Here is a 26,015-nt window from a genome sequence, read left to right as displayed (position 1 = left end):
AGGCTTGCGGCGCCACTGGCTGGTGCTGCCCATTTTCGTTCACGACGCACCAGGAAGGGGAGTCGTGCACTCTGGAAAACACCCATGCAAGCATCGCGCCGGGCCGCTAGATTCGTTTCATGTAGCAATCACAACATGAATATGGAGCGGATGCTACACAAACGGTGCATCGCCGCCAAGCCGATTTCCGGCATGCTTGTTGCACACACAGGCCGCGTTGCACGAAAGCCCACGATGACAGAACACACCAAGACCGACGGCCTGCCCGGCATCGACGTGCCGGCCCTGCCCACCACGCCCGATGGCCTGGGCCGCGCGCCCGCGCGCAACGAGCGCATGAGCACGAGCAAGGTCGAATGCAACGCCTGCCCGGTGCTGTGCCAGATCTCCGACGGCCGCACCGGCGCCTGCGACCGCTATGCCAACCGCGAGGGCGTGCTGGTGCGCGTCGACCCCGTGGTCATGCTGCGGCGCGAACTGGACTCGCCCGAGCCCGCACTCGTGCCCTTCGCCCGCCCCGCGGCCGAAAAGGCGCCGGCCGATGCGTCGCAGGACGACTGGAACGGCGACCTGCTGCTGGCCGACCAGGTCTTCGTCACCGGCATCGGCAGCTCCACCACCTATCCCGACTACAAGCCGGCGCCCTTCATCGTGGCCTCCAAGGCCCAGGGCGTGGACATGGTCACCGTGGTCACCGAAGGCATCTTCAGCTACTGCAGCGTGAAGGTGAAGATCGACACCGACCGCTTCCTCGGCAGCGAGCAGGCCAACGTCCGCTACAAGGGCGAAGTGGTGGGCCATGTGACCACCGCCGAATACGGCTCGCAGATGCTGTCGCTGGGCGGTGTGCACCACCTCACCGGCGGCAGCAAGAAGGAAGGCCGGATGACGCTGGAGATGATGCAGCGGCTGTGCAACAAGCAGGCGGCCGAATGCACCATCGACGGTGGCGCCAGCCTGGTCATCCAGGCCGGCCGCGCGCCCATCGTCAACGGCGTGGAAGAGCAGCGCATGCGCGTGGGCTGCGGCTCGGCCACGGTGGGCATCTTCGCCAAGCAGCTGCTGGGTCTGGCCGACGAGGTGGTGGTGGTCGACGACCACATCACCGGCGTGCTCACCGAACACCAGGCTGGCCGCTGCCTGGCCATGCCGCCCTCGGGCATCCAGATGCGCGGGCGCAAGTCCACGCCGGGGCGCTACTTCCAGGTGGCCAATCCGGGCAGCGGCTGGGGCGGCACCGACATCGCCGATCCGCTGGCCATCATCGAAGGCTGGGAGCCCGGCGTGGCCAGGCCGGGCCTCAAGCTGCTGATGACCTCCACCACTGGCGAGCAGGCCGAGTGGTACGTGCTGGACGACGAGCTGCGCCCCGTTCCGCAGCCCATGCCCGAGGCCGTGCGCAAGGTGGTCGAGCGCATCGGCGAGAACTGCGAGCCTTCGCTCACCACGGTGCTCTTTCTGGGCGGTGCGGGCGGCAGCCTGCGTGCGGGCGTGACCGAGAACCCCATCCTGCTCACCCGCGCCATCAAGCGCGCGCTGGTCAACGTGACCTGCGGCGGCGCGCCGGCCTATGTGTGGCCGGGCGGAGGCATCACCGTCATGGCCGACGTGATGCGCATGCCCGACAACAGCTTCGGCACCGTGCCCACGCCGGCCATCATCGCGCCCATTGAATTCAGCATGCGGCTGCAGGACTACGCGGACCTGGGCGGCCACATGGAGCATGTGATGTCGCTGGAACAGGCGCTGCGCCGCGGCGCCTGGCAGGATGACGGCGCGCCGCTCGCCCGCCGCTTCGTCGGCCAGGCCAGCGACAACCCCTGGCCGCTGGGTCACAAGCCCATGCTGGGCTGACCGGCCCCTCTTTGCCGCGACGCATGCCCGCCCAACGCCACGCCCTCGATGCCCAGCGCTGGCACTGGCACCACGGTCCCATGGACCTCGTGGTCCAGGCCGAGGGTGAAGTGCGTGCCGTGGCCGAGGCGCACGAGGCGGCGTGGGCGCGCTTCGAAGGCCTGCTGGACGAGCTGGTCGCCGAGCTGCCTTCGTTGCGCCGGCCGGTGTCGGAACATGCAAGCCTGCGCAGCCCAGTGGCGCGCCGCATGCAGGCGGCCTGCCTGCCCTTCCTGCCGGCCTTCATCACCCCGATGGCGGCGGTGGCCGGCTCGGTGGCCCAGGAGTTGATCGCCTTCTACCAGCGGCCCGGCATTGCCCGCGCCTGGATCAACAACGGCGGCGACATCGCGCTGCATCTCGCGCCCGGCACCGAGGCGCGCGTCGGCCTCTATGCTGACCTGGCCCGCTTCGCGCCGCAGGACGCGCAGCGCCTGCGCACCGACGGGCAGTTCAGCGTTGCCGCCGCCGACCCGGTGCGCGGCGTCGCCACCAGTGGCTGGCGCGGACGCAGCTTTTCGCTGGGCATCGCCGACAGCGTCACCATCCTTGCGGCCACTGCCGCGCAGGCCGATGCGGCGGCATCCATCGTCGCCAACGCCGTCGATGCGGACCACCCTGCCATCGAGCGCCGCCCCGCCAACGAATGCAAGGACGACAGCGACCTCGGTGCGCTGCCCGTCACCGTGCAGGTTCCGCCGCTGCCCCCCAGCGTGGTGCGCGATGCGGTCGAATCGGGGCTGCGACGCGCGACGGAACTGCAGTCGCACGGCCTCATCCACGCTGCCGTGATCGTGTGCCAAGGGCAATGGAGAGTGCTGTCGACACGGAACGAGACCCTGGCGGCGCCGTCCGTTGGTTCAGTATTTGCTTAACGAATTGCACACCCCTTCACCACGATGATCGACATCCGCCGCGTCTTCACCCAGGTCGAGCACATTCACCACGAGTTCGGCCCCCGCGCCGAGCAGCCGCTGGTGCGCGGTGCCATCGGTGCCGTGCTCGCCAATCCCTTCGCCGGCCGCTACGAGCCGGACATCCTGCCCATGATGACGCTGCTGGACCCGGTGGGCGTGGACATGGCCCAGCGCCTGCTGGCCGCCATGGACGTGCCGCGCGAGGCCATCGCCACCTACGGCAAGGGCGCCATCGTCGGCGCGGCGGGCGAGCTGGAGCATGGTGCCCTCTGGCATGTGCCCGGCGGCTACGCCATGCGAGAGCTGCTGGGCTGGAAGGGCGACCGTGCGGCCTACACCGCCGGCCAGGGTGAGGCCAAGAGCGGGCAGCCGGGCAACGCGCTCTCCATCGTGCCGTCCACCAAGAAGGTGGGCCCCCCCGGCGCCGCGCTCGATGTGCCGCTCACCAACATCAACGCCAGCTATGTGCGCGGCCAGTTCGACGCCATCGAGGTGCGCGTGCCCGGCGCGCCCGCGGCCGACGAGATCGTCTTCATCCTCGCCATGACCACCGGCTACCGCGTGCATGCCCGCGTCGGCGGCCTCAAGGCCGAGGACATCAGCCAATGGAACGGCCTGCGCTGAGGCGCCGTAGACAACAAGGAGAACTCATGCCCGCAGACATCCGCAAGCTCATCGTGCAAGTCGACGAAACCCGCAAGGAGATGGGCCAGACCATCGACCCGCCCACGCGCCGTGCCGTCGCCATCGCCGTCATCGCCAACCCCTACGCCGGCCGCTATAGCGAGAACCTCGACGAACTGATCGCCATCGGCGAGGAACTCGGCGGCCTGCTCGGGCAGAAGGCCGTGAAGGCCCTGGGCATCGAGCCCGGCCAGGCGCAGAGCTACGGCAAGGCCGCCATCGTCGGCGAGGCCGGCGAGTTGGAGCATGCCGCCGCCATCCTGCATCCCAAGCTGGGCGCGCCGCTGCGTGTGGCGGTCGAGAAGGGCGCCGCGCTGGTGCCCTCGGCCAAGAAGCAGGGCACGCTGGGCACCGCCATCGATGTGCCGCTGGGCCACAAGGACGCGGCCTTCGTGCGCAGCCATTTCGACGCCGTCGAGGCGCGCGTGAGCGATGCCCCGCGCGCGGGCGAGATCGTGGTGGCCGTGGCCGTCACCGACAGCGGCCGTCCGCTGCCGCGCATCGGCGGTCTGCAGGTGTCCGAGATCAAGGGCGTGGACGGCCTTCGCTGAACGCGGCGCGGCTATTCTTCGCCTGCTTCATTTCCCCCGGTTTTCCATCCCATCCGACGAGGAGTTCCCCATGCAACCCTTCCGCCTCCATTTCGGTGCCGCCGCGGCGCTGGCCCTGGCTGCCGGCACGCTGATGCCGGCCCACGCCCAGAACGTCATCAAGATCGGCGAGGTCAACAGCTACAAGGCCCAGCCGGCCTTCCTGGAGCCCTACAAGAAGGGCATGGAGCTGGCCGTGGACGAGATCAACGCCAAGGGCGGCGTCAACGGCAAGAAGATCGAGCTGATCACCCGCGACGACAACGCCAACCCGGGCGACGCCGTTCGCATGGCCGAGGAACTGGTCTCCCGCGAGAAGGTGGACGTGCTGGCCGGCGCCTTCCTGTCCAACACCGGCCTCGCGCTGGCCGACTTCGCCAAGCAGAAAAAATTCTTCTACCTGGCCGGCGAGCCGCTGACCGACAAGATGACCTGGCAGGGCGGCAACCAGTACACCTTCCGCCTGCGCCCCGGCACCTACATGCAGGCCGCGATGCTGGTGCCCGAGGCCGTCAAGCAGAAGAAGAAGCGCTGGGCGCTGGTCTACCCCAACTACGAATACGGCCAGTCGGCCGTGGCCGCCTTCAAGAACCTGCTGAAGGCCGCGCAGCCCGACGTGGAGTTCGTCACCGAGCAGGCCACGCCGCTGGGCAAGGTCGACGCGGGCAGCGTGGTGCAGGCCCTGGCGGATGCCAAGCCCGACGCCATCTTCAACGTGCTGTTCGGCGCCGACCTGTCGAAGTTCGTGCGCGAGGGCAACACCCGCGGCCTGTTCAAGGACCGCACCGTGGTCAGCGTGCTGACCGGCGAGCCCGAGTACCTCGACCCGCTCAAGGACGAAGCGCCCGATGGCTGGATCGTGACCGGCTACCCGTACTACGGCATCAAGACGCCCGAGCACAAGGCCTTCCTCGACGCCTACCAGGCCAAGTTCAAGGACTACCCGCGCCTGGGCTCGGTGGTGGGCTACAGCATGATCAAGTCGGCCGCCGCCGGCATCGCCAAGGCCGGCAGCACCGACGCCGACAAGCTGGTCGCCGCCTTCAAGGGCCTGCAGGTGGACAGCCCCTTCGGCAAGATCAGCTACCGCGCCGAGGACCACCAGTCGACCATGGGCGCCTTCGTGGGCAAGACCAAGAACGAGGGCGGAAAGGGCGTGATGGTGGACTACGTCTACTACGACGGCGCCGATGCCCGCTTCCAGCCGCCCGCGGCTGACGTGAAGAAGTCCCGCAGCGCGGACTGACGACTGCTGCCCCCTGAAGAGAGCCTTGCCATGAGTTTTTCCGGCCTGATCGTCCAGCTCCTCAACGGGCTGGCGTCTGCGTCTTCGCTGTTCCTGGTCGCGGCGGGCCTGTCGCTGATCTTCGGCGTGACGCGCATCGTCAACTTCGCGCATGGCTCCTTCTTCATGGTGGGCATCTATGTCGCCTACACCTTGGCCGACAAGCTGGGTGGCGCGGGCTTCTGGGTGGCGCTGCCGCTGGCGGCCATCGCGGTCGGCGTGCTCGGCGGGCTGATCGAGGTTGTGCTGCTGCGGCGCATCTACAAGGCGCCCGAGCTCTTCCAGCTGCTGGCCACCTTCGCCTTGGTGCTGGTCATCAAGGACGCGGTGCTGTGGCTGTGGGGCCCCGACGAGCTGCTGGGCCCGCGTGCGCCGGGCCTGCGTGGCTCGGTCGAGATCCTGGGTCGGCAGTTTCCGGCCTACGACCTGTTCCTGATCGTCGTCGGACCGGTCGTGCTGGGCCTGGTGTGGCTGCTGCTCACCCGCACCCGCTTCGGCACGCTGGTGCGCGCCGCCACGCAAGACCGCGAAATGGTCAGCGCCCTGGGCGTCAACCAGGCCTGGCTGTTCACGGCCGTGTTCGCGCTGGGCGCGCTGCTGGCCGGCCTGGGCGGTGCGCTGCAGTTGCCGCGCGAACCGGCCACGCTGGAGATGGACCTCAACACCATCGGCGCGGCCTTCGTGGTGGTGGTGGTGGGCGGCATGGGCTCGCTGCCCGGCGCCTACGTGGCCGCCTTGCTCATCGCCGAGATCAAGGCGCTGTGTATCTGGCTGGGCGTGGTCGAGATCGCGGGCATCGCCATTTCCTTTTCCAAGCTCACGCTGGTGGTCGACTTCCTGGTCATGGCCGCGGTGCTGGTCTGGCGGCCCTGGGGCCTGATGGGCCGGCCACAGGCGCCGAGCCGCTACGTGGGCATGCAGGAAGAGCCGCTGCGCCGCGCGGGCGGCTCCTATGTGGCCGCCGTCGGCGTGTTGGCCCTGGTGCTGGCCGCCATGCCGGTGCTGACGGCCAGCTCGCCCTACACCACGGTGCTGATGATCGACCTGCTGATCGCGGCGCTGTTCGCGGCCAGCCTGCACTTCATCATGGGCCCGGCGGGCATGCATTCCTTCGGCCATGCCGCCTACTTCGGCCTCGGTGCCTACGGGGCCGCGCTGCTGGCGCGTGCCGCGGGCCTGCCGATGGAACTGACGCTGGTGCTGGCGCCGGTGGTCGCGGGCCTGGGCGCGCTGGTCTATGGCTGGTTTGCCGTGCGGTTGTCGGGCGTGTACCTGGCCATGCTCACGCTGGCCTTCGCACAGATCACCTGGGCCATCGTCTACCAGTGGGACAGCTTCACCGGCGGCAGCAACGGCCTCACGGGCGTGTGGCCGTCGGAATGGCTCAATGACAAGCGCGCCTACTACTGGCTCACGCTGGTGCTGGTGGGCGGTGGCCTGTGGTGGCTGCGCCGCGTGCTGTTCTCGCCCTTCGGCTATGCGCTGCGCGCGGGCCGCGACTCGGTGTTGCGTGCCGATGCCATCGGCATCGACGTCAAGCGCATGCAGTGGGCGGCCTTCGTGGTGGCCGGCGCGGTGGCGGGCCTGGCAGGCGGGCTGTTCGCCTATTCCAAGGGCAGCATCTCGCCCGAGACCCTGGCGGTGGGCCGCTCGGTCGACGGTCTGGTGATGGTGCTGCTGGGCGGCATCCAGACGCTGGCCGGCCCGGTGGTGGGCGCCTTCACCTTCACCTGGCTGCACGACATGGTGGCGCGCAACACCGACTACTGGCGCGCCATGCTGGGCGCCATCATCCTGATTCTGGTGCTGCTGTTCCCGCAGGGCATCGCGGGCTCGATCAAGCAACTGGCCGACAAGTGGCGTGGCCGGCGCGACGACGTGGCCGCCGACGAGGCCGCGAAGGCGCCGATGCAGGCCGCGGCTGCGGCGGGGGAGGGTGCGCGATGAGCCGACCCTTCAACTTGTTCTTCATCGGCCTGGAGGTGCTCTGATGTCCCTGCTGCATGTCCAGAACCTGGGCAAGTCCTTCGGCGGCGTGAAGGCCGTCGACGGCATCAGCTTCACGCTGGCCAAGGGCGAGCTGCTGGCGCTGATCGGCCCCAATGGCGCCGGCAAGTCCACCACCTTCAACATGGTCAATGGCCAGCTCAAGGCCGACCAGGGCTCGATCACGCTGGATGGCACCGAGCTGGTGGGCAAGAAGCCGCGCGAGATCTGGCGCCTGGGCGTGGGCCGCACCTTCCAGATCGCCGAGACCTTCTCGTCGCTGACGGTGGTCGAGAACGTGCAGATGGCGCTGCTGTCGCACGACGCCAAGCTGTTCGCCATGTGGCGGCGGGCGTCCGACCACAAGCGCGACGAGGCGCTGGCGCTGCTCGACCAGGTGGGCATGAAGTCGCAGGCCGACCGGCCGTGCAGCGTGCTGGCCTATGGCGACGTCAAGCGCGTGGAGCTGGCCATCGCCATGGCCAACGACCCCAAGCTGCTGCTGATGGACGAGCCCACGGCCGGCATGGCGCCGAAGGAACGCAATTCGCTGATGGCACTGACCAAGCAACTGGTGATCGACCGCGGCATGGCGGTGTTGTTCACCGAGCACAGCATGGACGTGGTGTTCGCGTATGCCGACCGCATGATCGTGCTGGCGCGCGGGCGCCTGATCGCCGAGGGCAAGCCGCTGGAGATCCGGGACCATCCGAAGGTGCAGGAGGTGTACTTCGGGTCTGGCAAGACCTTCGAGAAGAAGGCTGCATGAATTGTTTGGTGGCTTCTGTTCGGGGCGCGCCCTGGCCGGGGCCTGGCCTGGGGCGGCTGCGAGTTCGTCGGTCGGCCCTGCGGGCCGACTCCCCTGCGATGCTCGGCCGGCCGGGCCGCGGCATAACTCGCTGCGCTGCCTGCGGCAGCTCCGCTCAGACAAACGCCGCGAGTCAGTTCACGAAGCGGGCCTGTCCTCCGGCAGGCCCGCAGCCCGACCAGCCTCCGCTTCTCGGCGACGCACACGCAGCCGCCCCAGGCCAGGCCCCGGCCAGGGCGGGACACGCCGTGGTCAGTTACGGCGGTGACGCTGACGCTTCCGCCTCTGCCCCCACCAGCGCCCCGGTCCCGATCTCAGTTCGCGCTGTTGCCTCGCCAGCGCAGCAGGCATTCGTGCGCCCCATCGAGCGCAAGGTATCCGCGCGGCGGGGCCGGGCTGCCAGGGGCGATTTCGGTGGTGGCGAGAAGCGCAGGGCAGGGGGCGGCGCGCGTGCGAAGACACGCGCGCTTTGTGATCTGACTCGTCGCATTTGTCTGAGCGGAGCTGCCGCAGGCAGCGCAGCGAGTTATGCGACGCGCCTCCTGACCGAGCATCGCAGCGGAGTCGATGCGCAGCATCGACCGCCACCGTCTGAGCCCCTGGCAGCCCGGCCCCGCCGCGCCGCCCCCACCGCCCGCACCGCCAGTGAAACAGTGGCCACGCATGCGATGGTGACCGTCATCCTGACCCAAACGATCACAGCGATCACGATGATCGCAACGACACCCAAAACAAGGCCCCACCAGTGAGCACCCCGCCCGTCCTGCTCGAAGCCAAGTCCCTCTGCGCCTGGTACGGCGCCGCCCAGATCCTCTACGACGTGGACCTGGAAGTGCGCCGCGGCGAGGTCGTCGCCCTCATGGGCCGCAACGGCGCCGGCAAGTCGACCACGCTCAAGGCCCTCATGGGCATGCTCGCCAAGCGCCGCGGCAGCATCCGCTTCCTGGGCCACGACATCTCCAAGACCGAGCCGCACCATGCCGCCCGCCTGGGCCTGGGCTTCGTGCCCGAAGACCGGCGTGTCTTCACCGACCTCACCGTCATGGAAAACCTCGAAGTCGGCCGCCAGGCCGGCCGCCAATGGGCCGACGGCGGTGCCGCGCCGCTGTGGACGCCCGAGAAGCTGTTCAAGCTCTTCCCTAACCTCGGCGAGATGCCGGACCGCCCCGGCGGTCGCATGAGTGGCGGTGAGCAGCAGATGCTCACCGTCGCCCGCACGCTCATGGGCAATCCCTACCTCGTGCTGCTCGACGAACCCTCCGAAGGCGTCGCGCCCGTCATCGTGGAGCAGATGGCCCACATGATCCTGGAGCTCAAGGCCCAGGGCGTGTCCATCCTGCTGTCGGAGCAGAACATGCACTTCGCCGAACTCGTCTCGGACCGCGCCTACGTGCTGGAGAAAGGCCAGATCCGCTACCAGGCGACCATGGACGAGCTGGCCGCCAACGACGAAGTCCGCCGGGCCTACCTCAGCGTCTGATTTCCAAACCTGTCCTCGGAGGGACTGACCATGCTGCGCACCGCCACCCCACGCCGCCACTTCCTGCAGGCTGCCGCCGCCTTCGGCGCCGCGGCCATCGCGCCGCCGCTGTTCGCGGCCGACGCCAAGAAGATCAGCCCCAGCGCCCAGGCCGCGCTGATCGTGGTCGACGTGCAGAACTGCTTCGTCGATGGCGGCACGCTGCCGGTCAAGGGCGGCGCCGACGTGGTGCCTGTCATCAACGCGCTGGCGCCCAAGTTCCAGAACATCGTCGTCACGCAGGACTGGCACACGCCGGGCCATACCTCCTTCGCCAGCGCCCACAACGGCACCAAGGCCTTCGACAGCATCAAGCTCAACTATGGCAACCAGGTGCTGTGGCCCGACCACTGCGTGCAGGGCACTGACGACGCGGCCCTGCACAAGGACCTGAAGCTGCCCACCGCGCAGCTGATCATCCGCAAGGGCTACAACCAGGGCGTGGACAGCTACTCCGCCTTCCAGGAGGCCGATCGCAAGACGGTCACCGGCCTGGCCGGCTACCTCAAGGCGCGCGGCATCAAGACCGTGTACGTCACGGGCCTGGCCACCGACTTCTGCGTGGCCTGGACGGCGCTGGATGCACGCGCCGCCGGCTTCAACGTCTACGTGATCGAGGACGCCACCCGCGCCATCGACCTCAATGGCTCGCTGGCCAAGGCCTGGCAGCAGATGACGGCCAAGGGTGTCAAGCGCATCCAGTCGGCCGACGTCGCCTGAGAAGGTTCGAGCGACCTGCCTTGCCCGCGCTCCAGCTCACCGTCAACGGCCAGCCCTTCACGGGCGATGTCCCGCGTCAGACCTCGCTGCTGCACCTGCTGCGCAACGACCTGGGCCTGAACGGCCCCAAGTACGGCTGCGGCCTGGGCCAGTGCGGCGCCTGCACGGTGCATGTGGACGGCACCGCGGCGCGGGCCTGCGTCATTCCCGCGCAGGGCGTGGCGGGGCGCGCCATCACCACCCTGGAAGGCCTGGGTCGGCGCGGGCACTTCCATCCCGTGCAGCAGGCCTTCGAGGAGGCGCAGGCCGCCCAGTGTGGCTACTGCCTGAATGGCATGGTGATGCAGGCCGCGGCACTGCTCGCGCGTGAGCCGCAGGCCGACGAGGCGCGCATTCGCAGCGAGCTGTCGGGCAACCTGTGCCGCTGCGGCACGCATGTGGAGATCCTGCGTGCGGTGAGCCTGGCCGCGGCCCGGCTCGGCGCTGCGGCTGTGCCGGAGGCGCCGCGGTGACCGCCGACCCGCGACGCGCCGCCCAGCCCCGCACGCGCGCCGACTTCCTCGGCGCCGTGGGCGTGTTGGTCGTCGTGCGCGACACGCCGGTTCCGCCGCCGCCCGCCAAGGGCCAGCCCGCCGCCGTGCCCGGCAATCCGGCCGAGGGCGACGAAGTCCTGCTCGCCGTCTGGGACGACGGCAGCGTCACGGCGCTCAACGGCCATGTGGACCTGGGCACCGGCATCCAGACCGCCTTGGCGCAGATCGTGGCCGAGGAGCTCGATGTGCCCATGGCCTGCGTCGCGATGGCGCTGGGCCACACGGCGCAGGTGCCCAACCAGGGCGCCACCATCGCCAGCGCCTCGATCCAGATCCATGCACAGCCGCTGCGGCTGGCGGCGGCGCAGGCGCGGCACTGGCTGCTGGCGCGCGCCGCCGAGCGGGTGGGCCGCGCGACCAGCGAACTGGCCATCGAGGGCGGACGTATCGTGGCCGAAGGCATCGACCTGCCCATCGCCGAGCTGCTTGCCCACCAGCGCACCGTGCTGCGGCTGGACCCGGCCACGCCGCTCAAGCGGCCCGAGGACTACCGCGTGGTCGGCACGCCGCAGCCGCGCATCGACATTCCCGCCAAGCTGGCCGGCGAGCTGGCCTTCGTGCACGACATGCACGTGCCCGGCATGCTGCATGGCCGCGTGATCCGCCCGCCCTACGCGGGCGCCGACCATGGCGACTTCATCGGCAACACGCTGGAGTCGGTGGACGAATCGTCCATCGCCCACATTCCCGGCATCCGCGCCGTGGTCGTCATCCGCGACTTCGTCGGCGTGGTGGCCGAGCGTGAGGAGCACGCCGAACAGGCCATGCGCGAGTTGCGCGTCCGCTGGAAGGCCTGGCCCGGCATGCCCGACCTGGCCGGCGCGGGCAAGGTGGCCGATGCCATCCGCGCCAACCCCGCGACGACGCGCACGCTGGTCGATGAGGGCGACGTCGAGGCTGCGTTGCAGGGCGATGGCACGCTGCGACGCACCTATCTGTGGCCGTACCAGCTGCATGCCTCCATCGGGCCGTCGTGCGCGGTGGCGCAGTGGGTGCCGGACGATGGCGATGACAGCAGGCACGACAGAGCCAACGGGCGTGGCGCTGGTGATGGTCAGGAGGGCGCAGGCCGCGAAGGCGCGCCCAGCCCCGGACCCGGCCCCGTGCGACTGCGCTGCTGGGCCGGCACACAGAACCCGCATGTGCTGCGCGCCGACCTGGCCCGCCTGCTGGCCCTGCAGGACGTCGAAGTCGACGTGGTCCGCCTGGAGGCCGCCGGCTGCTATGGCCGAAACGGCGCCGACGATGTGGCGGCCGATGCCGCGCTGCTGGCCCGCGCGGTTGGTGCACCGGTGCGCGTGCAGCTCAGCCGCGAGCAGGAGCACCTGTGGGAGCCCAAGGGCACGGCGCAGCTGATGGAGGTGGCCGGCGCGCTGTCGCCCGAAGGCGGCATCGCGGCCTACGACTTCCAGACCAGCTACCCGAGCAACGGCGCGCCCACGCTGGCCCTGCTGCTCACCCGCACCGTGGAGCCGCTGGCTCAGGCCTACGAGATGGGCGACCGCACCGCGCAGCCGCCCTATGCCTACGACCACCTGCGCGTGCAGGTGCACGACATGGCGCCCATCGTGCGGGCCTCTTGGCTGCGCGGCGTTTCGGCCCTGCCCAATTCCTTCGCGCACGAGAGCTTCATCGACGAGCTGGCCACGGCCGCGGGCGTCGACCCGGTGCAGTTCCGCCTGCGCCACCTGCCCGACGAGCGGGCGCGCGAGCTGATCCAGGCCACGGCGCAGAAGGCCGGCTGGCGCTGGCGCACCGGGCCGCAGGAGGATGCGCATGGCGACCATCCCTCGCGGCCGCCGCAGTCTCGGGTCGGGCCCGGCGGCGACATCCTTTTTGGACAGGGCTTTGCATACGCCCGCTACATCCACAGCAAGTGGCCCGGCTTCGGCGCGGCCTGGGCGGCCTGGGTGGCTGATGTGGAGGTCAACCGCCGGACCGGCGAAGTGCACGTGCGCCGCGTGGTCGTCGGCCACGATGCGGGCCTGACCGTCAACCCTGCCGGGGTCGAGCACCAGGTGCACGGCAATGTCATCCAGACCACCAGCCGGGCGCTGAAGGAGGAGGTGCGTTTCGCCCCCGCCGCGCCGCCGGCCGGGAGCGCGGCCTCCCAGCTCCCGGTGAAGATGCCGCTGCCCGGCATGCCGCCCGCCGGCGTGGTCGCCACGCGCGAATGGGGCAGCTATCCGATCCTGCATTTCCGCGAGGTGCCGGTCATCGAGGTGCTGCAGATGCCGCGCCCCGGCGAATCGCCGCTGGGCGCCGGCGAGTCGGCGTCGGTGCCGGGCACGGCCGCCATCGCCAATGCCATCTTCGATGCGACGGGTGTGCGCCTGCGCGAGCCGCCCTTCACGCCCGAGAAGGTGCTGGCCGCGCTGTCTTCACTCCCTCCCCCTGTGGGGGAGAGCGGGGGTGGGGGCCAGTCCACCACGCCGTCGGCAGGGCAAGCGCCGCAGTCCCCATCCCAGCCTTCCCCCAAAGGGGGAAGTAGCAACACCGTCGCCCCGCGTCGCAAAGGCTGGCCGGCCCTCATCGCCGGCCTGCTCGTCGGCGGCATCGGCACCGTGGCTGGCCTGCTCGGCTGGCGTCCGGCCATCGCGCCGGTCAACTTCAGCGCGCCGGCCTACAGCGCCCAGACCATCGAGCGCGGCCGCCAGCTGGCCGCGGCGGGCGACTGCGCCGTCTGTCACACCGCCGAAGGCGGCCTGCCCAATGCCGGCGGCCGGGCCATGCACACGCCATTCGGCACGATCCACACGACCAACCTGACGCCCGATGCCGAGACCGGGCTGGGCCGCTGGTCCTTCACCGCCTTCCAGCGTGCGATGCGCGAGGGCATCTCGCGCGACGGCCGTCATCTGTACCCGGCCTTCCCGTACACCGCCTTCGCCAAGACCAGCGACGACGACCTGCAGGCGCTCTACGCCTACTTCATGTCGCTGCAAGCGGTGAAAGCCGGCGCGCGCGAGGACGGCGGCACGGCCGTGATGCCGGCCAACGACCTGCGCTTCCCCTTCAACCTTCGCCCCCTCATGGCGGGATGGAACGGTCTGTTCCACGACGCCACGCCCTACCAGCCGGTCGCCGGCCAGAGCGCCGAATGGAACCGCGGCGCCTATCTGGTCAACGGCTTGGGCCACTGCGCCGCCTGCCACAGCCCACGCAATGCCTTGGGTGCAGAGAAAGCCGGCACTGACTTCCTGTCCGGCGCGCTGATCGACGGCTGGGAGGCACCCGCCCTCACCGCGCGGTCCACCAACGCCGTGCCGTGGGATGCCGAGGGCCTCTATGCCTACCTGCGCCACGGTCATTCGCCGCGGCACGGCATCGCGGGTGGACCGATGGCCGAGGTTGTCCACGGCCTGCAGCAGCTGCCCGATACCGACGTGCGCGCCATGGCCACTTACCTGGCCAGCTTCAACCCGCCGCCTGCGGCCGAGCCGCAGGCGCTGGCCGCCCAGGCCGTGCAGCGCGCCGCCGCCGGGCAGGGCGCCTTGCTGGGCGCGCCGCAGCGCATGTTCGAGTCCGCCTGTGCGGCCTGCCACCACGACGGCGACGGCCCCACGCTGCTGGGCGCGAACGTGCCGCTCGCCCTGAACAGCCAGCTCACCAGCGCGCGGCCGGACAACCTGATCCGCACCATCCTCGATGGCGTGCGCACGCCGCCCACGCGGGACATCGGCTTCATGCCCGCCTTCCGCGAGGCGCTGGACGATGCGCAGATCGCCGAACTGGCCGGCTACATGCGCGCCCGCTTCGCGCCGCAGGCGCCGGCCTGGGCCGACCTGCCCGCGCAAGTGGCGCGTGTGCGGGCGGCGCCGGGGCATGGCGCCCCAGCCGGGCGCTGAGGGAAATCAGGGCGTCGCGCTCAGCGTGCGCCGGTACTGCATGGCTTCGCCCACATGCAGGGCGCCCACGGTCTCGGTGCCGGCCAGGTCGGCGATGGTGCGGGCCACCCGCAGGGTGCGGTGCGTGGCGCGTGCGCTCCAGCCCAGGCGCGTGGCGGCCTTCTGCAAAAAGGCGAGGGCGGCGGCATCGGCCCGGACGTGGGCGTCCAGCGCCTGGCCGGCCAGCGACTGGTTGGCACTGCCCTGGCGCTGCACTGCGAGTGCGCGGGCCGCGGCCACGCGCTCGCGCACCGTGGCGCTCGCCTCGCCGGGCGTCGCGCCCAGCAGCTCCCGCGGGTCGATGGCCTGCACGTCCACATGCAGGTCGATGCGGTCCAGCAGCGGGCCGCTGATGCGCGCCTGGTAGCGCGCCACCTGGTCGGGCGAGCAGCGACAGGCATGCAGGCGCGAGCCCAGGTGGCCGCAGGGACAGGGATTCATCGCCGCCACCAGCTGAAAGCGCGCCGGGAACTGCGCGCGCCGCGCGGCCCGAACGATGGAGATGGTGCCGGTCTCCAGCGGCTCGCGCAGCGCCTCCAGGGCGGCGCGGGGGAATTCGGGCAGCTCGTCCAGGAAGAGCACGCCGTGGTGCGCCAGCGAGATCTCGCCCGGCCGCGGTGGCGAGCCGCCGCCCACCAGCGCCACCGCACTCGCCGTGTGGTGGGGGCTGGCCACCACGCGCTGCATGAAGCGCTGCGGATCGAAGCGGCCGGCCAGGCTGGCGATGGCGGCACTCTCCAGGGCCTCCTGCACGTCCATCGGTGGCAGCAGGCCGGCCAGCCGCTGCGCCAGCATCGACTTGCCGGCGCCCGGAGGCCCCACCATCAGCAGGCTGTGGCCGCCGGCGGCTGCGATCTCCAATGCGCGGCGGGCGGCGGCCTGGCCCTTCACGTCCGCCAGGTCCGGTCCGTCGGGCGCATGACCCGCCAGCTCTGGCGGAACCATGCGCACCCAGCCCGGGCCGTCTTCCACCTGCGCCAGCGTGTCGGGCGGCAGGAAGGGGCGCACCACGTCGAGCAGGTGCGCCGCGCCATAGACCGCGGCGCCAGGGACCAGCGCGGCCTCCCGCGCGCTGGCGAGTGGCAGCACCAGGACGGGGCGTGGCGATGGGCCCCCGGCCGCCAGCGCGGTGGCCAGGGCGCCGCGCACGGGGCGCAGGTCACCCGAAAGCGACAGCTCACCCGCGAATTCGTGGCCCGCCAGTCGCGCACCGTCGATCTGTCCGCTCGCCGCCAGGATGCCCAGTGCGATGGGCAGGTCGAAGCGGCCGGAATCCTTCGGCAGGTCGGCCGGCGCCAGGTTCACCGTGATGCGGCGGTCGTGCGGAAAGGCCAGCCCCGAGTTCTGGATGGCGGAGCGCACCCGCTCGCGGGCCTCCTTGACCTCCACATCGGCCAATCCGACCAGCGTGAAGCTGGGCAGGCCATTGGCCAGATGCACCTCGACGGTGACTGGCGCGGATTCAAGCGCCACCAAAGCGCGCGTCTGCACCAAAGAAAGGCTCATCGCTTATCTTCTCCCTGATTTGGTGCGTTGCACCGATCCTGTTCCATGCATTGAACAGGAGCCCGGCCCCTGCATGAAGCGCTCGCAAATTTTTCTTGTGGGGGCGTGGAGCACTTCACATGCGTAGGACGTGGCTGTCTTTTGGCACGCTCCCTGCTTTGAGGGGAACTCCAACGAACACCACTTGCGAGGAGTTACCCGATGAAGATCCGTCCGGCCACGATCAAGACGGCAACGATTGCCCTCTGCCTGGCTGCTGCCGCCGGTGCGGCCAGCGCCCAGACGGCGCCCGCCGCTGCCCCCGAGGCCTCGCCCATCACTGCCAACATCTCGCTGACCACCAACTACAAGTTCCGCGGCCAGGACCAGGACGCCATCGGCAACAACGGCTACTACAAGACCAAGGCCCTCAAGCCGGCCATCCAGGGCGGCTTCGACTATGCCCACGAGAGCGGCTTCTACGTCGGCAACTGGAACTCCAGCGTCAACTGGCTCTCCGGCAACTCCATCGAGAGCGACATCTACGGCGGCTACAAGTTCAAGGCCGGCCCCTTCGACCTCGACTTCGGTGCCCTGACCTACATCTACCCGGGCAACCGCAACGGCAACACCACCGAGCTGTACGGCGCCGCCACCTGGAGCGACGACGCCATCGGCTCGTTCACCGTCAAGTACTCCGGCACCGTTTCCAAGGACTACTTCGGCTTCGCCAGCAACCGCACCACGGGCTGGAAGGGCCGCGGCACCGGCTATCTGAACGTGTCGTACAGCAAGGCCGTGCTGCCCAACCTGACGCTCAAGGCCGCCGTGGGCTACACGCACCTGTCCAGCGACATCCGCCGCAACACGCCCTACAAGAGCTACGTCGACTACAACGTGGGTGCCACCTACGACTTCGGCGGCGGCCTGAGCCTGACGGGCGCCATCGTGGGTGCCAACAAGAAGGATGCCTACCAGGCCACCACCGCCGTCTACGACTACAGCGCCATCGGCCTGGGCACCTTCACCTACAGCGAGTCGCCCAACAAGGCACGCTTCATCGCCACGCTGACCAAGACCTTCTGAGGTCGCGCCAGCCAGCCGGCAGGTGGGCGCGGCGGCTGCCGCGCCCGGTTCATCCCAGAGGAGAGAAATCGTGAAGCTGATCACAGCCATCATCAAACCCTTCAAGCTCGACGAGGTGCGCGAGGCCCTTTCCGCCATCGGCGTGCAGGGCATCACCGTGACCGAGGTGAAGGGCTTCGGCCGCCAGAAGGGCCACACCGAGCTCTACCGCGGTGCCGAATACGTCGTCGACTTCCTGCCCAAGGTCAAGATCGAGGCGGCGGTTGCCGACGAGCTGGTCGACCGCGTCATCGAGGCCGTGGAAAGCGCTGCGCGCACCGGCAAGATCGGCGACGGCAAGATCTTCGTGTTCAACCTGGAGCAGGTCGTCCGCATCCGCACGGGTGAGACTGGCCGCGAGGCGCTCTAAACCGACGCAGCAGAAGAAGGCACAAGAAAGACCAAGATGAAGAAGTTCCTTGTATCCCTGGCGCTCGGCCTGAGCGTCCTTACGGCTGGCGTGTCCAGCTTCGCGCAGGCGCCAGCCGCCAGCACCGAGGCCCCGGCGGCGTCCGCGCCGGCCGCCGCTGCGCCTGCAGCCGCCGCTCCGGCCGCGCCCGCCGCCGCAGCACCCGCTGCAGCACCGGCCGATGCCGCCGCTGCTGCCGCACCTGCTCCCAAGATCGACAAGGGCGACGTGGCCTGGATGCTGGTGTCCACGCTGCTCGTGATCCTGATGACCGTGCCCGGCCTGGCCCTGTTCTACGGCGGCCTGGTGCGCAGCAAGAACATGCTCAGCGTGCTGATGCAGGTGTTCGTCACCTTCTCGCTGATCGTGGTGCTGTGGTGCATCTACGGCTACAGCCTGGCCTTCACCGAGGGCAATGCCTTCATCGGCGGCTTCGACCGGCTGTTCCTGAAGGGCATCTTCGACCCGGCCACCGGCGCCTTCGCGCCTGGCGCGACCTTCAGCAAGGGCGTCTACATCCCCGAGCTGCTGTTCGCCGCCTTCCAGGCCACCTTCGCCGGCATCACCTGCTGCCTGATCGTGGGTGCCTTCGCCGAGCGCGCCAAGTTCTCCGGCGTGCTGGTGTTCATGGTGATCTGGTTCACCTTCAGCTACACCCCGCTGGCTCACATGGTCTGGTTCTGGATGGGTCCGGACGCCTACACCGCCGCCGACGTGGTGGACGCCACCAACGCCAAGGCCGGCCTGATCTGGCAATGGGGCGCGCTCGACTTCGCGGGCGGCACCGTGGTGCACATCAACGCCGCCGTCGCCGGTCTGGTGGGTGCCTACGTGATCGGCAAGCGCATCGGCTTCGGCAAGGAAGCCTTCACGCCGCACTCGCTGACGCTGACCATGGTCGGTGCCTCGCTGCTGTGGGTGGGCTGGTTCGGCTTCAACGCCGGTTCGGCCCTGGAAGCCGGCAACAGCGCCGTGCTCGCCTTCATCAACACCTTCTCCGCCACCGCCGCCGCCGTGCTGGCCTGGTCGCTGGGTGAAGCGCTGCACAAGGGCAAGGCCTCGATGCTGGGCGCCGCCTCCGGTGCTGTCGCCGGCCTGGTGGCCATCACCCCGGCCGCCGGCAACGTCGGCCTGATGGGCGCCATCGTCATGGGCTTCATCGCCGGCTTCGCCTGCCTGTGGGGCGTGTCGGGCCTCAAGCGCCTGCTCGGCGCCGACGACTCGCTGGACGTGTTCGGCGTGCACGGCGTGGGCGGCATCGTGGGTGCCCTGCTGACCGGTGTGTTCAACACCCAGGCGCTGGGCGGCCCCGGCCTCGTGACCGACTGGGTCACGGCCACCGTCGGCTCCAACGGCATCGGCGCCCAGGTCTGGATCCAGCTCAAGGGCGTGCTGCTGACCATCGTGTGGTCTGGCGTCGTCTCCTTCATCGCCTACAAGATCGCCGACCTGACCGTGGGCCTGCGTGTGAGCGAAGAGGAAGAGCGCGAAGGCCTCGACATCACCGCCCACGGCGAGACGGCCTACAACCGCTGATCGACCGCCGTCGTCACGGCGCCCCCTTGAGGGCGGCGTGACGGACGAAAGAATGTTTTAGCGAGAGTCTCCTTTGGATGTTCGGCCCGCAAGTGCTTCGGCATGAGCGGGCCATTTTTTTTGGGCCGGCGCCTGCAGTGCCCGGTGCCTCGCCCCCAATAATTCCGGGCATGCCTGACCTCATCCCCCCCAACGATCCCCAGGGCTGGACGGCCCTGCCGGGCAGCGACTGTGCCCTGGGCGAATCGCCCTTCTGGCATCCGGACGAGCGCGCGCTGTACTGGCTGGACATCCCGGGGCGCCAGGCGCTGCGCACGCGCGGCGACATCGCCAGCGGCGAAGCCGTGGTCGAGCGCTGGTCCTTGCCGCAGGAGCCCGGCTGCATGGCGCCAGCCCGCCGCGGCGGGCTGGTGATCGCACTGCGCGACGGCATCTACCGTGCCCGCGAATGGGGCGGCGCGCTGCATTGCATCGCTGCCTTCGACCATGACACGGCCACCATGCGCTTCAACGACGGCAAGTGCGACCCGCAGGGGCGCCTGTGGGCCGGCACGCTGCAGGAGCCCAAGGACCGGCCCATCGCCGCGCTCTACTGCATCGATGCCCGCGGCGGCGGCGAGCCTCGCGTGCAGCGCATGGCCGGCGAGGCCATCACCGCCAACGGCCTGGTGTTGGTGCCCGAGCTGTCGCGGGTGTACTGGGCCGACACCAATGCCCATGCCGTGCGGCAGTACGACTGGGTGGCCGAGCCGCACGGGCTGGCGGGCGAGCGCCTGTTCCGCCAGTTCGATCCCAAGCCGGCCGGCTGGACCCCCGGCTCAGCCCAGCCCTACGACGGCCGTCCGGACGGCGCGACGATGGACGCCGATGGCCGCTACTGGGTGGCCATGTTCGAGGGCGGCCAGTTGCAGGCGCTGGACGCGCAGGGCCGCACCACCGACGTGCTGCCGGTGCCCGCGCGCTGCCCCACCATGCCCTGCTTCGGGGGCGACGACCTGTGCACGCTCTTCGTCACCACCGCCCGCAAGGGCCGCCCGGCCGACGAGCTGGCACGGCAGCCGATGGCCGGGCAGGTGCTCTGGCGGCGTATGGACGCACCCGGCCGGCCCGTCGCCTTTTTCGAGGACTGACAGGTCAGGGGACGGTGCGAATCAAGACTTCCAAGAGAGACCCTGACGTACCATCCCGCGGATGACCCCCGCCCAGTCCCAGATCGCCGAGCGCGTGCGCGCCGCGGCGGCCCAGAAGCGTCCTTTGCGCCTGCGCGGCGCGGGCACCAAGGATTTCCACGGCGGGCCGCTCGATGGCGAGCTGCTGACGCTCGACACACTGGCGGGCCTCACCAGCTACGAGCCCAGCGAGCTGGTGGTGACCGTGCAGGCCGGCACGCCGCTGGCCGAGCTGGAGGCACTGCTGCAGGCCCACGGCCAGTGCCTGCCCTTCGAGCCGCCGCACTTCGGCGAAGGCGGCACCGTGGGCGGCATGGTGTCGGCCGGACTGGCCGGCCCGGCCCGTGCCAGCGTCGGCTTGGTGCGCGACTATGTGCTGGGGGCCAGCCTGATCAACGGCCGTGGCGAACTGCTCACCTTCGGCGGCCAGGTGATGAAGAACGTGGCGGGCTACGACGTCTCGCGCGTGCTGGCCGGCGCCTGGGGCACGCTGGGTGTGATCGCCGAACTCAGCCTCAAGGTGCTGCCAGTGGCCCCTGCGGAGGTCACGCGCGTCTTCGATTGCAGCCAGGCCGAAGCCCTTCGACTGCTCAATGCCTGGGGTGGGCAACCGCTGCCGCTGAATGCCAGCGTCTGGCAGGCCGGGCCGGGCGCGGCCGTCGGTCGGCTGCACCTGCGGCTGCGCGGCGCGATCGCCGCCGTGCAGGCCGCGGGACGCCAGCTCGGCGGCGAGGTGCTGCCGCCCGATGCGGCCGACGCCCTGTGGCGCAGCCTGCGCGACCAGCGCCATGCCTTCTTCACCGATGCCGCGGCGCAGGGCCTGGACCTCTGGCGTGCCAGCGTGCCGCAGACGGCGCCCGTGCTGGCGGCCGCCGGCCTGGCCGCGCCGCTGATCGAATGGCATGGCGCACAGCGCTGGTACGCCGTGCCCTCTGGCGGTGCCGCGGATCTGACCGAGGCGGTGCGCGCCGCCGGTGGCTGGGCGGCCGCCTTTCGCCCCGCGGCAGGCCGGCGGGCCGAGCCTGCGTCGCTGCCGCCTGCGCTGATGGGCATCCACCGCGCGCTCAAGGCTGCCTTCGATCCCGCCGGCATCTTCAATCCGGGCCGGCTGGTGGCCGGACTCTGAGCCCCGTCCCTTCTTCATGCGCCGCCTGCGCCACCTGACCGGCCGCCACCGCGCCCCGTCGACCAACCGTGCGCTGGGCCTGCTCCTGGCCTTCAATGCCGGCGCCATCAACGCGGGCGGCTTCCTGGTGCTGCATCGCTACACCTCGCACATGACGGGCTTCACCTCGCAGGTGGCCGATTCGCTGGTGATGGGCGACATGACATTGCTGCTGGGCGCGCTGGGCGCCATCCTGGCCTTCCTGGCCGGGGCGGCCACCGCGGCCATCCAGATCAACTGGGGCCGCCACTACCGGCTGGCCCATGTCTACGCGCTGCCGTTGCTGCTGGAGGCCGCGCTCATGCTGCCCTTCGGTCTCATGGGCGCGCTCACGCTGGGCTGGCACACGCCCTTCGCCGTGCCGCTGACGGTGCTGCTGCTGTCCTTCATCATGGGGCTGCAGAACGCCCTGGCGTCCAAGATCTCCGGCGGAAAGATCCGCACCACGCACATGACCGGCAACTTCACCGACCTGGGCATCGAGCTGGGCAAGGCGCTGTACTGGAACCGCCGGCGCACCGATGCCACGCGGGTGCGGCCCAATCTGGAGCGGGTGCGCATCTTCGGCGGCCTGATCCTGGCCTTCGTGACGGGCGGGCTTGCCGGGGCCACGGGCTTCAAGTACCTGGGCTTCATCTGCGTGCTGCCGCTGGCCGCGCTGCTGCTGTGGCTCTCGCTGCCGCCCTATCTGGACGACCTGCGCCACAACCAGGCCCTGCGGGCGTGGACCTTCGGCTGGCTGAGCCGGCTGCGGCTGCGCAGGCGGGGCACCGCCGCCACCGGGACGCAGCCGCCGCAGCGGCCCCCCTCCTGAGCGACGCGTTGCCCCGCCCCACGACAGACACCCACGACGAGACACGATGCAGACCGAACTCTCCCCCCAGTACCAGGGCACGACCGAAGGCCGCGAGGCCGAGGCCATCCTGCGCAAGTGCGTGCACTGCGGCTTCTGCACCGCCACCTGCCCCACCTACCAGCTGCTGGGCGACGAGCTCGATGGACCGCGGGGCCGCATCTACCTCATCAAGCAGGTGCTCGAAGGCCGCACGCCCACGCGCGCCACGCAGCAGCACCTGGACCGCTGCCTGACCTGCCGCAACTGCGAAAGCACCTGCCCCAGCGGCGTGCAGTACGGCCACCTGGTGGACATCGGCCGCAAGATCGTGGACGAGCAGGTGCCGCGGCCGGCCGGTGAGCGGGCCACGCGCTGGCTGCTCAAGGAAGGCCTGAACTCGCCGTTGTTCGCGCCCGCCATGAAGCTCGGCCAGGCGGTGCGCGGCCTGCTGCCGCCCAGCCTCAAGGCCAAGGTGCCCGCACCGCGCGCCGCCGGCGCCTGGCCGCGCAACAGTCATGCGCGCAAGGTGCTGCTGCCCGTGGGTTGTGTGCAGCCGGCCATGGCGCCGTCCATCGATGCCGCCACGGCCCGCGTGCTCGACGCGGCCGGCATCGAGGCCGTGGTGCCGCAGGCGGGGGGCTGCTGCGGCGCCATCCGCTTCCACCTCAACGACCAGGCTGGTGCGCTGGACCAGATGCGCGCCAACATCGACGCCTGGTGGCCGCTGCTGCAGGGCGGCGGCGTGGAGGCCATCGTCAGCAATGCCTCGGGCTGCGGCGCCGCGCTGAAGGACTACGGCCATGCGCTGGGGCACGACAGCGCCTATGCCGACAAGGCGCGCGAAGTCTCGCGACTCACCCGCGACCTGGGCGAGCTGCTGCCGGCCCTCGTGCCGCTGCTGCGCGAGCGCGTGAAGGCGCCGCAGGGCGTGATCGCCTACCACCCGCCCTGCACGCTGCAGCACGGCCAGAAGCTGCGTGGGGGTGTCGAATCGGGCCTGCGCGCGCTGGGCTTCGACGTGCGCGTGACGCAGACCGAAAGTCACCTCTGCTGCGGCTCGGCCGGCACCTACTCGGTGCTGCAGCCCGAACTGTCGACGCAACTGCGCGAACGCAAGCTGGGCCATCTGCAGAGGCTGCAGCCCGAGGCCGTGGCCTCGGCCAACATCGGCTGCATCACCCATCTGCAGGCCGGCACCGAGCTGCCGGTGCGGCATTGGGTGGAGTGGCTGGATGAGGCGCTGCAGCCGCGGGCCTGAGCGTCCCGAGCGTCTTCCGGCGCCGCCGCACGCAGGCGGGCGCTGCGGTCCGACAGCCGGCCGGCGCTTTTCGAGGCCAGCATCTCTTCCGTTTTTTCGAGGAGACCTTCCATGCCTTCACGTCAATTCCTGATGTCTGCCGCGCTCGCCGCGGCCTGCACCGCGGGCCTGGCCCATGCCCAGATGCCACCGTGGACCGAGGCCGGCCAGGGCCGCTACGTGTGCGGCGGTATCGGCTCGGACGAATCCACCGCCATGCGCTCGGCGATGAAGTCGCATCCGCTGTCGCTGCTGTTCGCACGGGCCGACGGCGCCTACCTCGCAGCGGTCGCGGTGGAGATCCGGGGTGCCCAGGGCGGCGCCGGCCTCTCGCTGCGCGCCGATGGCCCGGTCTGTCTGGTGGACCTGCCCTCCGGTGCCTATGTGGTGGAAGCCACCTTCGAAGGCCGTACCCAGCGGCGCGAGCTGAGCCTGGGCGGGGGTCCGAAGACGGCCGACTTCCGCTTCTGAGTGGGCTCGGCGGCCCGACCGCGCCGCGCGGGCCGCGGATGCCGCGACGCGCGTCCTCGGCATGCAGCGCGTCGATCCGCTGACGAGTGGGGTTTCGGTGCGATGCGCCCGTGCAGCCCGCTGCACGGGGTCATGCGGCTCCACTACACTTCGCGCCTCGCTCGGGGGCGCGCATTGCGCGCCGGCCCCGGCGCAGATCGAAGCAACTCTAGGAACACAATCTTGAACCGTCTCGAATTCATCGAAAAGATCGCCTCCGCCCATGACGTCTCCAAGGCCGAAGCCGGCCGCATCCTGGAGACCATCACCAGCAGCATCGTCACCGCCGTCAAGAAGGGCGACAGCGTGACCCTGGTGGGCTTCGGCACCTTCAAGCAGGTGGCCCGCGCCGCCCGCACCGGTTTCAACCCGCAAGCCGGCGAGAAGATCAAGATCGCCGCCCAGAAGGTGCCGAAGTTCGTGCCGGGCGCCGCCTTCAAGGCCGCCGTGGACCCGAAGGCCGCCAAGCGCAAGGCCGACAAGGCCGAGAAGGCCGCCGCCGCCAAGCCGGCTGCCAAGAAGCCCGCTGCCAAGAAGGCCAAGAAGGCCTGATGGTGCTTCGGCACCGGATGCGGTGCCGGCGCAGACAACGAGAGGCCCTTCGGGGCCTCTTTGCATTGGGGCTTGCGTCGACGTCGTCGAAGGACGGCGCACGACCGGTATTTGCTCCCACTCCCCTTGCAGGAGAGGGGAGAGGAAACGAGCCTCAGTGCTGATGCCCGCCGCCGCCCGTGGCCGCGGCGGGCGCGGCGCGCACCGGCAGCTGCACTTCGCGCGTCGACTCGTTGCCCTGCGCGTCCTTGAAGCGCAGCGTCAGCGGCAGCGTGCTGCCCACGGGCAGGGGCTGCTTCAGGTCCATCAGCATCACATGCAGGCCGCCGGGCTTCAGCTCCACGGTCTGGCGTGCGGGCAGCGTCAGACCATCGACAGCGCGCATCTGCATGTGGTCGCCCTGCATCGACATCTCGTGCACCTCGGCGATGCCGGCGACCGGCGTGCTGGCGCCCACCAGGCGCGCGCCCGAGGGCGCCTGCAGCTTCATGAAGGCGCCGGTGCCGCTCTGGCCGGCGACGGCCATGCGGGCCCAGCCGTCACGCACGTCCACGGCGGCCACGCCACGCGGGAGTACGTCGAGCTTCGCGGCGGGCAGGGGCAGCTTCTCGTCGGCCGCGCCCGTGGGCAGCTGGGCCCAGTCGCTGCTGCCCACGTCGCAGCCCTGCAGCACCTTGAAGTACAGCGGGCCCGGCTTGTCGGGCAGACGCCCGCGCAGGATGAATTCGGTCTTCTGGTCGGCGGGCACGGCGGTGGCCGCGCTGGTGGCGGTCCAGCGCACCACGGCTTCGCTGCCGCTGCGCGTCTGCTCGATGGTCCAGCCGGGGCGCGCGGGCACGTCCTTCAGCGCAAAGCCCTGCGGCAGGCGCACGGTGAGGGCGTTGGTGAGCTTGGCGTCCTGGCAGGCATGGCCGACGCGGAAGGCGGCCTCGTAGTCGGTGCCGACGGTGGCGCCGCCGGGCGGCAGGGTCACATGGGCGAGGGCGCTGCCGGTGCCGGTCAGCAGGGCGAGGGCGAGAAGGGGGCGATTGAAGCGGCTCATGGTTCGGG

Annotated in this window: 22 protein-coding genes; 20 read left to right on the top strand and 2 right to left on the bottom strand. The window is 70.3% G+C overall.

The window, feature by feature from the left end:
• The first annotated feature begins 234 nt into the window (after positions 1 to 234).
• From DFR41_RS03320 to DFR41_RS03270, 11 genes are all read left to right on the top strand, one after another.
• A complete protein-coding gene (locus DFR41_RS03320; protein WP_114801676.1) occupies positions 235 to 1,854 on the top strand; it encodes a 6-hydroxynicotinate reductase in 1,620 nt (539 codons plus the stop codon).
• 23 nt (positions 1,855 to 1,877) lie between these two features.
• Entirely contained in the window at positions 1,878 to 2,768 is an 891-nt protein-coding gene (locus DFR41_RS03315) for a UPF0280 family protein (RefSeq protein ID WP_114801675.1), read from the top strand.
• A gap of 24 nt (positions 2,769 to 2,792) precedes the next feature.
• Complete coding sequence (locus DFR41_RS03310) at positions 2,793 to 3,434, top strand: amino acid synthesis family protein (RefSeq protein WP_017758778.1); 642 nt, start codon at positions 2,793 to 2,795, stop codon at positions 3,432 to 3,434.
• Positions 3,435 to 3,460: 26 nt separating this feature from the next.
• Positions 3,461 to 4,045 carry an amino acid synthesis family protein gene (locus DFR41_RS03305; RefSeq protein ID WP_076504932.1) on the top strand — a complete coding sequence of 195 codons (585 nt, stop codon included), beginning with the start codon at positions 3,461 to 3,463 and terminating at the stop codon, positions 4,043 to 4,045.
• A 70-nt stretch (positions 4,046 to 4,115) separates the two neighbouring features.
• Positions 4,116 to 5,330 carry an ABC transporter substrate-binding protein gene (locus tag DFR41_RS03300; RefSeq protein ID WP_017758780.1) on the top strand — a complete coding sequence of 405 codons (1,215 nt, stop codon included), beginning with the start codon at positions 4,116 to 4,118 and terminating at the stop codon, positions 5,328 to 5,330.
• Between the two features lie 30 nt (positions 5,331 to 5,360).
• Entirely contained in the window at positions 5,361 to 7,316 is a 1,956-nt protein-coding gene (locus tag DFR41_RS03295) for an ABC transporter permease (protein ID WP_114801674.1), read from the top strand.
• Positions 7,317 to 7,359: 43 nt separating this feature from the next.
• Entirely contained in the window at positions 7,360 to 8,124 is a 765-nt protein-coding gene (locus DFR41_RS03290; protein WP_017758024.1) for an ABC transporter ATP-binding protein, read from the top strand.
• 784 nt (positions 8,125 to 8,908) lie between these two features.
• The gene (locus DFR41_RS03285; RefSeq protein ID WP_017758025.1) at positions 8,909 to 9,643 is read left to right on the top strand and encodes an ABC transporter ATP-binding protein; all 735 of its coding nucleotides are present in this window, start codon (positions 8,909 to 8,911) and stop codon (positions 9,641 to 9,643) included.
• 30 nt (positions 9,644 to 9,673) lie between these two features.
• Entirely contained in the window at positions 9,674 to 10,402 is a 729-nt protein-coding gene (pncA, locus tag DFR41_RS03280; RefSeq protein WP_114801673.1) for a bifunctional nicotinamidase/pyrazinamidase, read from the top strand.
• Between the two features lie 20 nt (positions 10,403 to 10,422).
• Positions 10,423 to 10,914, top strand: coding sequence for a (2Fe-2S)-binding protein (locus tag DFR41_RS03275; protein ID WP_017758027.1), 492 nt, complete (start codon positions 10,423 to 10,425; stop codon positions 10,912 to 10,914).
• Positions 10,911 to 14,843: a molybdopterin cofactor-binding domain-containing protein gene (locus tag DFR41_RS03270; protein ID WP_114801672.1), complete on the top strand. Its 3,933-nt coding sequence runs from the start codon at positions 10,911 to 10,913 to the stop codon at positions 14,841 to 14,843. The genes DFR41_RS03275 and DFR41_RS03270 overlap by 4 nt, the downstream gene beginning before the upstream one ends.
• A gap of 6 nt (positions 14,844 to 14,849) precedes the next feature.
• Here the strand turns inward: DFR41_RS03270 and DFR41_RS03265 are convergent, their stop codons facing one another.
• Complete coding sequence (locus tag DFR41_RS03265) at positions 14,850 to 16,388, bottom strand: YifB family Mg chelatase-like AAA ATPase (protein WP_114801671.1); 1,539 nt, start codon at positions 16,386 to 16,388, stop codon at positions 14,850 to 14,852.
• Between the two features lie 207 nt (positions 16,389 to 16,595).
• Here DFR41_RS03265 and DFR41_RS03260 point away from each other — a divergent pair, with 207 nt between their 5' ends.
• The 9 genes from DFR41_RS03260 (at position 16,596) to DFR41_RS03215 (ending at position 24,965) form a co-directional block, all read left to right on the top strand.
• Positions 16,596 to 17,453 (top strand): TorF family putative porin, encoded by an 858-nt coding sequence (locus DFR41_RS03260; RefSeq protein ID WP_114802166.1) that lies wholly within the window; start codon positions 16,596 to 16,598, stop codon positions 17,451 to 17,453.
• A gap of 70 nt (positions 17,454 to 17,523) precedes the next feature.
• Positions 17,524 to 17,862: a P-II family nitrogen regulator gene (glnK, locus tag DFR41_RS03255; protein ID WP_017762018.1), complete on the top strand. Its 339-nt coding sequence runs from the start codon at positions 17,524 to 17,526 to the stop codon at positions 17,860 to 17,862.
• Between the two features lie 36 nt (positions 17,863 to 17,898).
• Complete coding sequence (locus DFR41_RS03245) at positions 17,899 to 19,437, top strand: ammonium transporter (RefSeq protein WP_280525149.1); 1,539 nt, start codon at positions 17,899 to 17,901, stop codon at positions 19,435 to 19,437.
• Between the two features lie 170 nt (positions 19,438 to 19,607).
• Positions 19,608 to 20,567, top strand: coding sequence for an SMP-30/gluconolactonase/LRE family protein (locus DFR41_RS03240; RefSeq protein ID WP_114801669.1), 960 nt, complete (start codon positions 19,608 to 19,610; stop codon positions 20,565 to 20,567).
• A 61-nt stretch (positions 20,568 to 20,628) separates the two neighbouring features.
• Positions 20,629 to 21,732 (top strand): glycolate oxidase subunit GlcE, encoded by a 1,104-nt coding sequence (gene glcE / locus DFR41_RS03235; protein ID WP_114801668.1) that lies wholly within the window; start codon positions 20,629 to 20,631, stop codon positions 21,730 to 21,732.
• Positions 21,733 to 21,748: 16 nt separating this feature from the next.
• Entirely contained in the window at positions 21,749 to 22,585 is an 837-nt protein-coding gene (locus DFR41_RS03230; protein ID WP_114801667.1) for a YoaK family protein, read from the top strand.
• A gap of 46 nt (positions 22,586 to 22,631) precedes the next feature.
• A complete protein-coding gene (gene glcF, locus DFR41_RS03225; protein ID WP_114801666.1) occupies positions 22,632 to 23,864 on the top strand; it encodes a glycolate oxidase subunit GlcF in 1,233 nt (410 codons plus the stop codon).
• A gap of 111 nt (positions 23,865 to 23,975) precedes the next feature.
• Positions 23,976 to 24,374, top strand: coding sequence for a carboxypeptidase regulatory-like domain-containing protein (locus tag DFR41_RS03220; protein ID WP_114801665.1), 399 nt, complete (start codon positions 23,976 to 23,978; stop codon positions 24,372 to 24,374).
• Positions 24,375 to 24,596: 222 nt separating this feature from the next.
• The gene (locus DFR41_RS03215) at positions 24,597 to 24,965 is read left to right on the top strand and encodes an HU family DNA-binding protein (RefSeq protein ID WP_017757950.1); all 369 of its coding nucleotides are present in this window, start codon (positions 24,597 to 24,599) and stop codon (positions 24,963 to 24,965) included.
• A 154-nt stretch (positions 24,966 to 25,119) separates the two neighbouring features.
• Here DFR41_RS03215 and DFR41_RS03210 read toward each other — a convergent pair whose 3' ends face one another.
• Positions 25,120 to 26,007: a copper chaperone PCu(A)C domain-containing protein gene (locus DFR41_RS03210; protein ID WP_114801664.1), complete on the bottom strand. Its 888-nt coding sequence runs from the start codon at positions 26,005 to 26,007 to the stop codon at positions 25,120 to 25,122.
• Positions 26,008 to 26,015: the final 8 nt, after the last annotated feature.

The organism is Pseudacidovorax intermedius (genome assembly GCF_003350475.1).
Taxonomy (GTDB): Bacteria; Pseudomonadota; Gammaproteobacteria; order Burkholderiales; family Burkholderiaceae_C; genus Xenophilus; species Xenophilus intermedius.
The sequence above is the reverse complement of the archived record's forward strand: the minus strand, read 5'-3'. Positions and strand labels throughout refer to the sequence as shown.

What these genes read in the sequence shown, in the direction of transcription:
- DFR41_RS03320 (WP_114801676.1), top strand. Translation starts at nt 235, where the DNA reads ATGACAGAACACACCAAGACCGACGGCCTGCCCGGCATCGACGTGCCG.
- DFR41_RS03315 (WP_114801675.1), top strand. Translation starts at nt 1,878, where the DNA reads ATGCCCGCCCAACGCCACGCCCTCGATGCCCAGCGCTGGCACTGGCAC.
- DFR41_RS03310 (WP_017758778.1), top strand. Translation starts at nt 2,793, where the DNA reads ATGATCGACATCCGCCGCGTCTTCACCCAGGTCGAGCACATTCACCAC.
- DFR41_RS03305 (WP_076504932.1), top strand. Translation starts at nt 3,461, where the DNA reads ATGCCCGCAGACATCCGCAAGCTCATCGTGCAAGTCGACGAAACCCGC.
- DFR41_RS03300 (WP_017758780.1), top strand. Translation starts at nt 4,116, where the DNA reads ATGCAACCCTTCCGCCTCCATTTCGGTGCCGCCGCGGCGCTGGCCCTG.
- DFR41_RS03295 (WP_114801674.1), top strand. Translation starts at nt 5,361, where the DNA reads ATGAGTTTTTCCGGCCTGATCGTCCAGCTCCTCAACGGGCTGGCGTCT.
- DFR41_RS03290 (WP_017758024.1), top strand. Translation starts at nt 7,360, where the DNA reads ATGTCCCTGCTGCATGTCCAGAACCTGGGCAAGTCCTTCGGCGGCGTG.
- pncA (WP_114801673.1), top strand. Translation starts at nt 9,674, where the DNA reads ATGCTGCGCACCGCCACCCCACGCCGCCACTTCCTGCAGGCTGCCGCC.
- DFR41_RS03265 (WP_114801671.1), bottom strand. Translation starts at nt 16,388, where the DNA reads ATGAGCCTTTCTTTGGTGCAGACGCGCGCTTTGGTGGCGCTTGAATCC.
- DFR41_RS03245 (WP_280525149.1), top strand. Translation starts at nt 17,899, where the DNA reads ATGAAGAAGTTCCTTGTATCCCTGGCGCTCGGCCTGAGCGTCCTTACG.
- DFR41_RS03240 (WP_114801669.1), top strand. Translation starts at nt 19,608, where the DNA reads ATGCCTGACCTCATCCCCCCCAACGATCCCCAGGGCTGGACGGCCCTG.
- glcE (WP_114801668.1), top strand. Translation starts at nt 20,629, where the DNA reads ATGACCCCCGCCCAGTCCCAGATCGCCGAGCGCGTGCGCGCCGCGGCG.
- DFR41_RS03230 (WP_114801667.1), top strand. Translation starts at nt 21,749, where the DNA reads ATGCGCCGCCTGCGCCACCTGACCGGCCGCCACCGCGCCCCGTCGACC.
- glcF (WP_114801666.1), top strand. Translation starts at nt 22,632, where the DNA reads ATGCAGACCGAACTCTCCCCCCAGTACCAGGGCACGACCGAAGGCCGC.
- DFR41_RS03220 (WP_114801665.1), top strand. Translation starts at nt 23,976, where the DNA reads ATGCCTTCACGTCAATTCCTGATGTCTGCCGCGCTCGCCGCGGCCTGC.
- DFR41_RS03210 (WP_114801664.1), bottom strand. Translation starts at nt 26,007, where the DNA reads ATGAGCCGCTTCAATCGCCCCCTTCTCGCCCTCGCCCTGCTGACCGGC.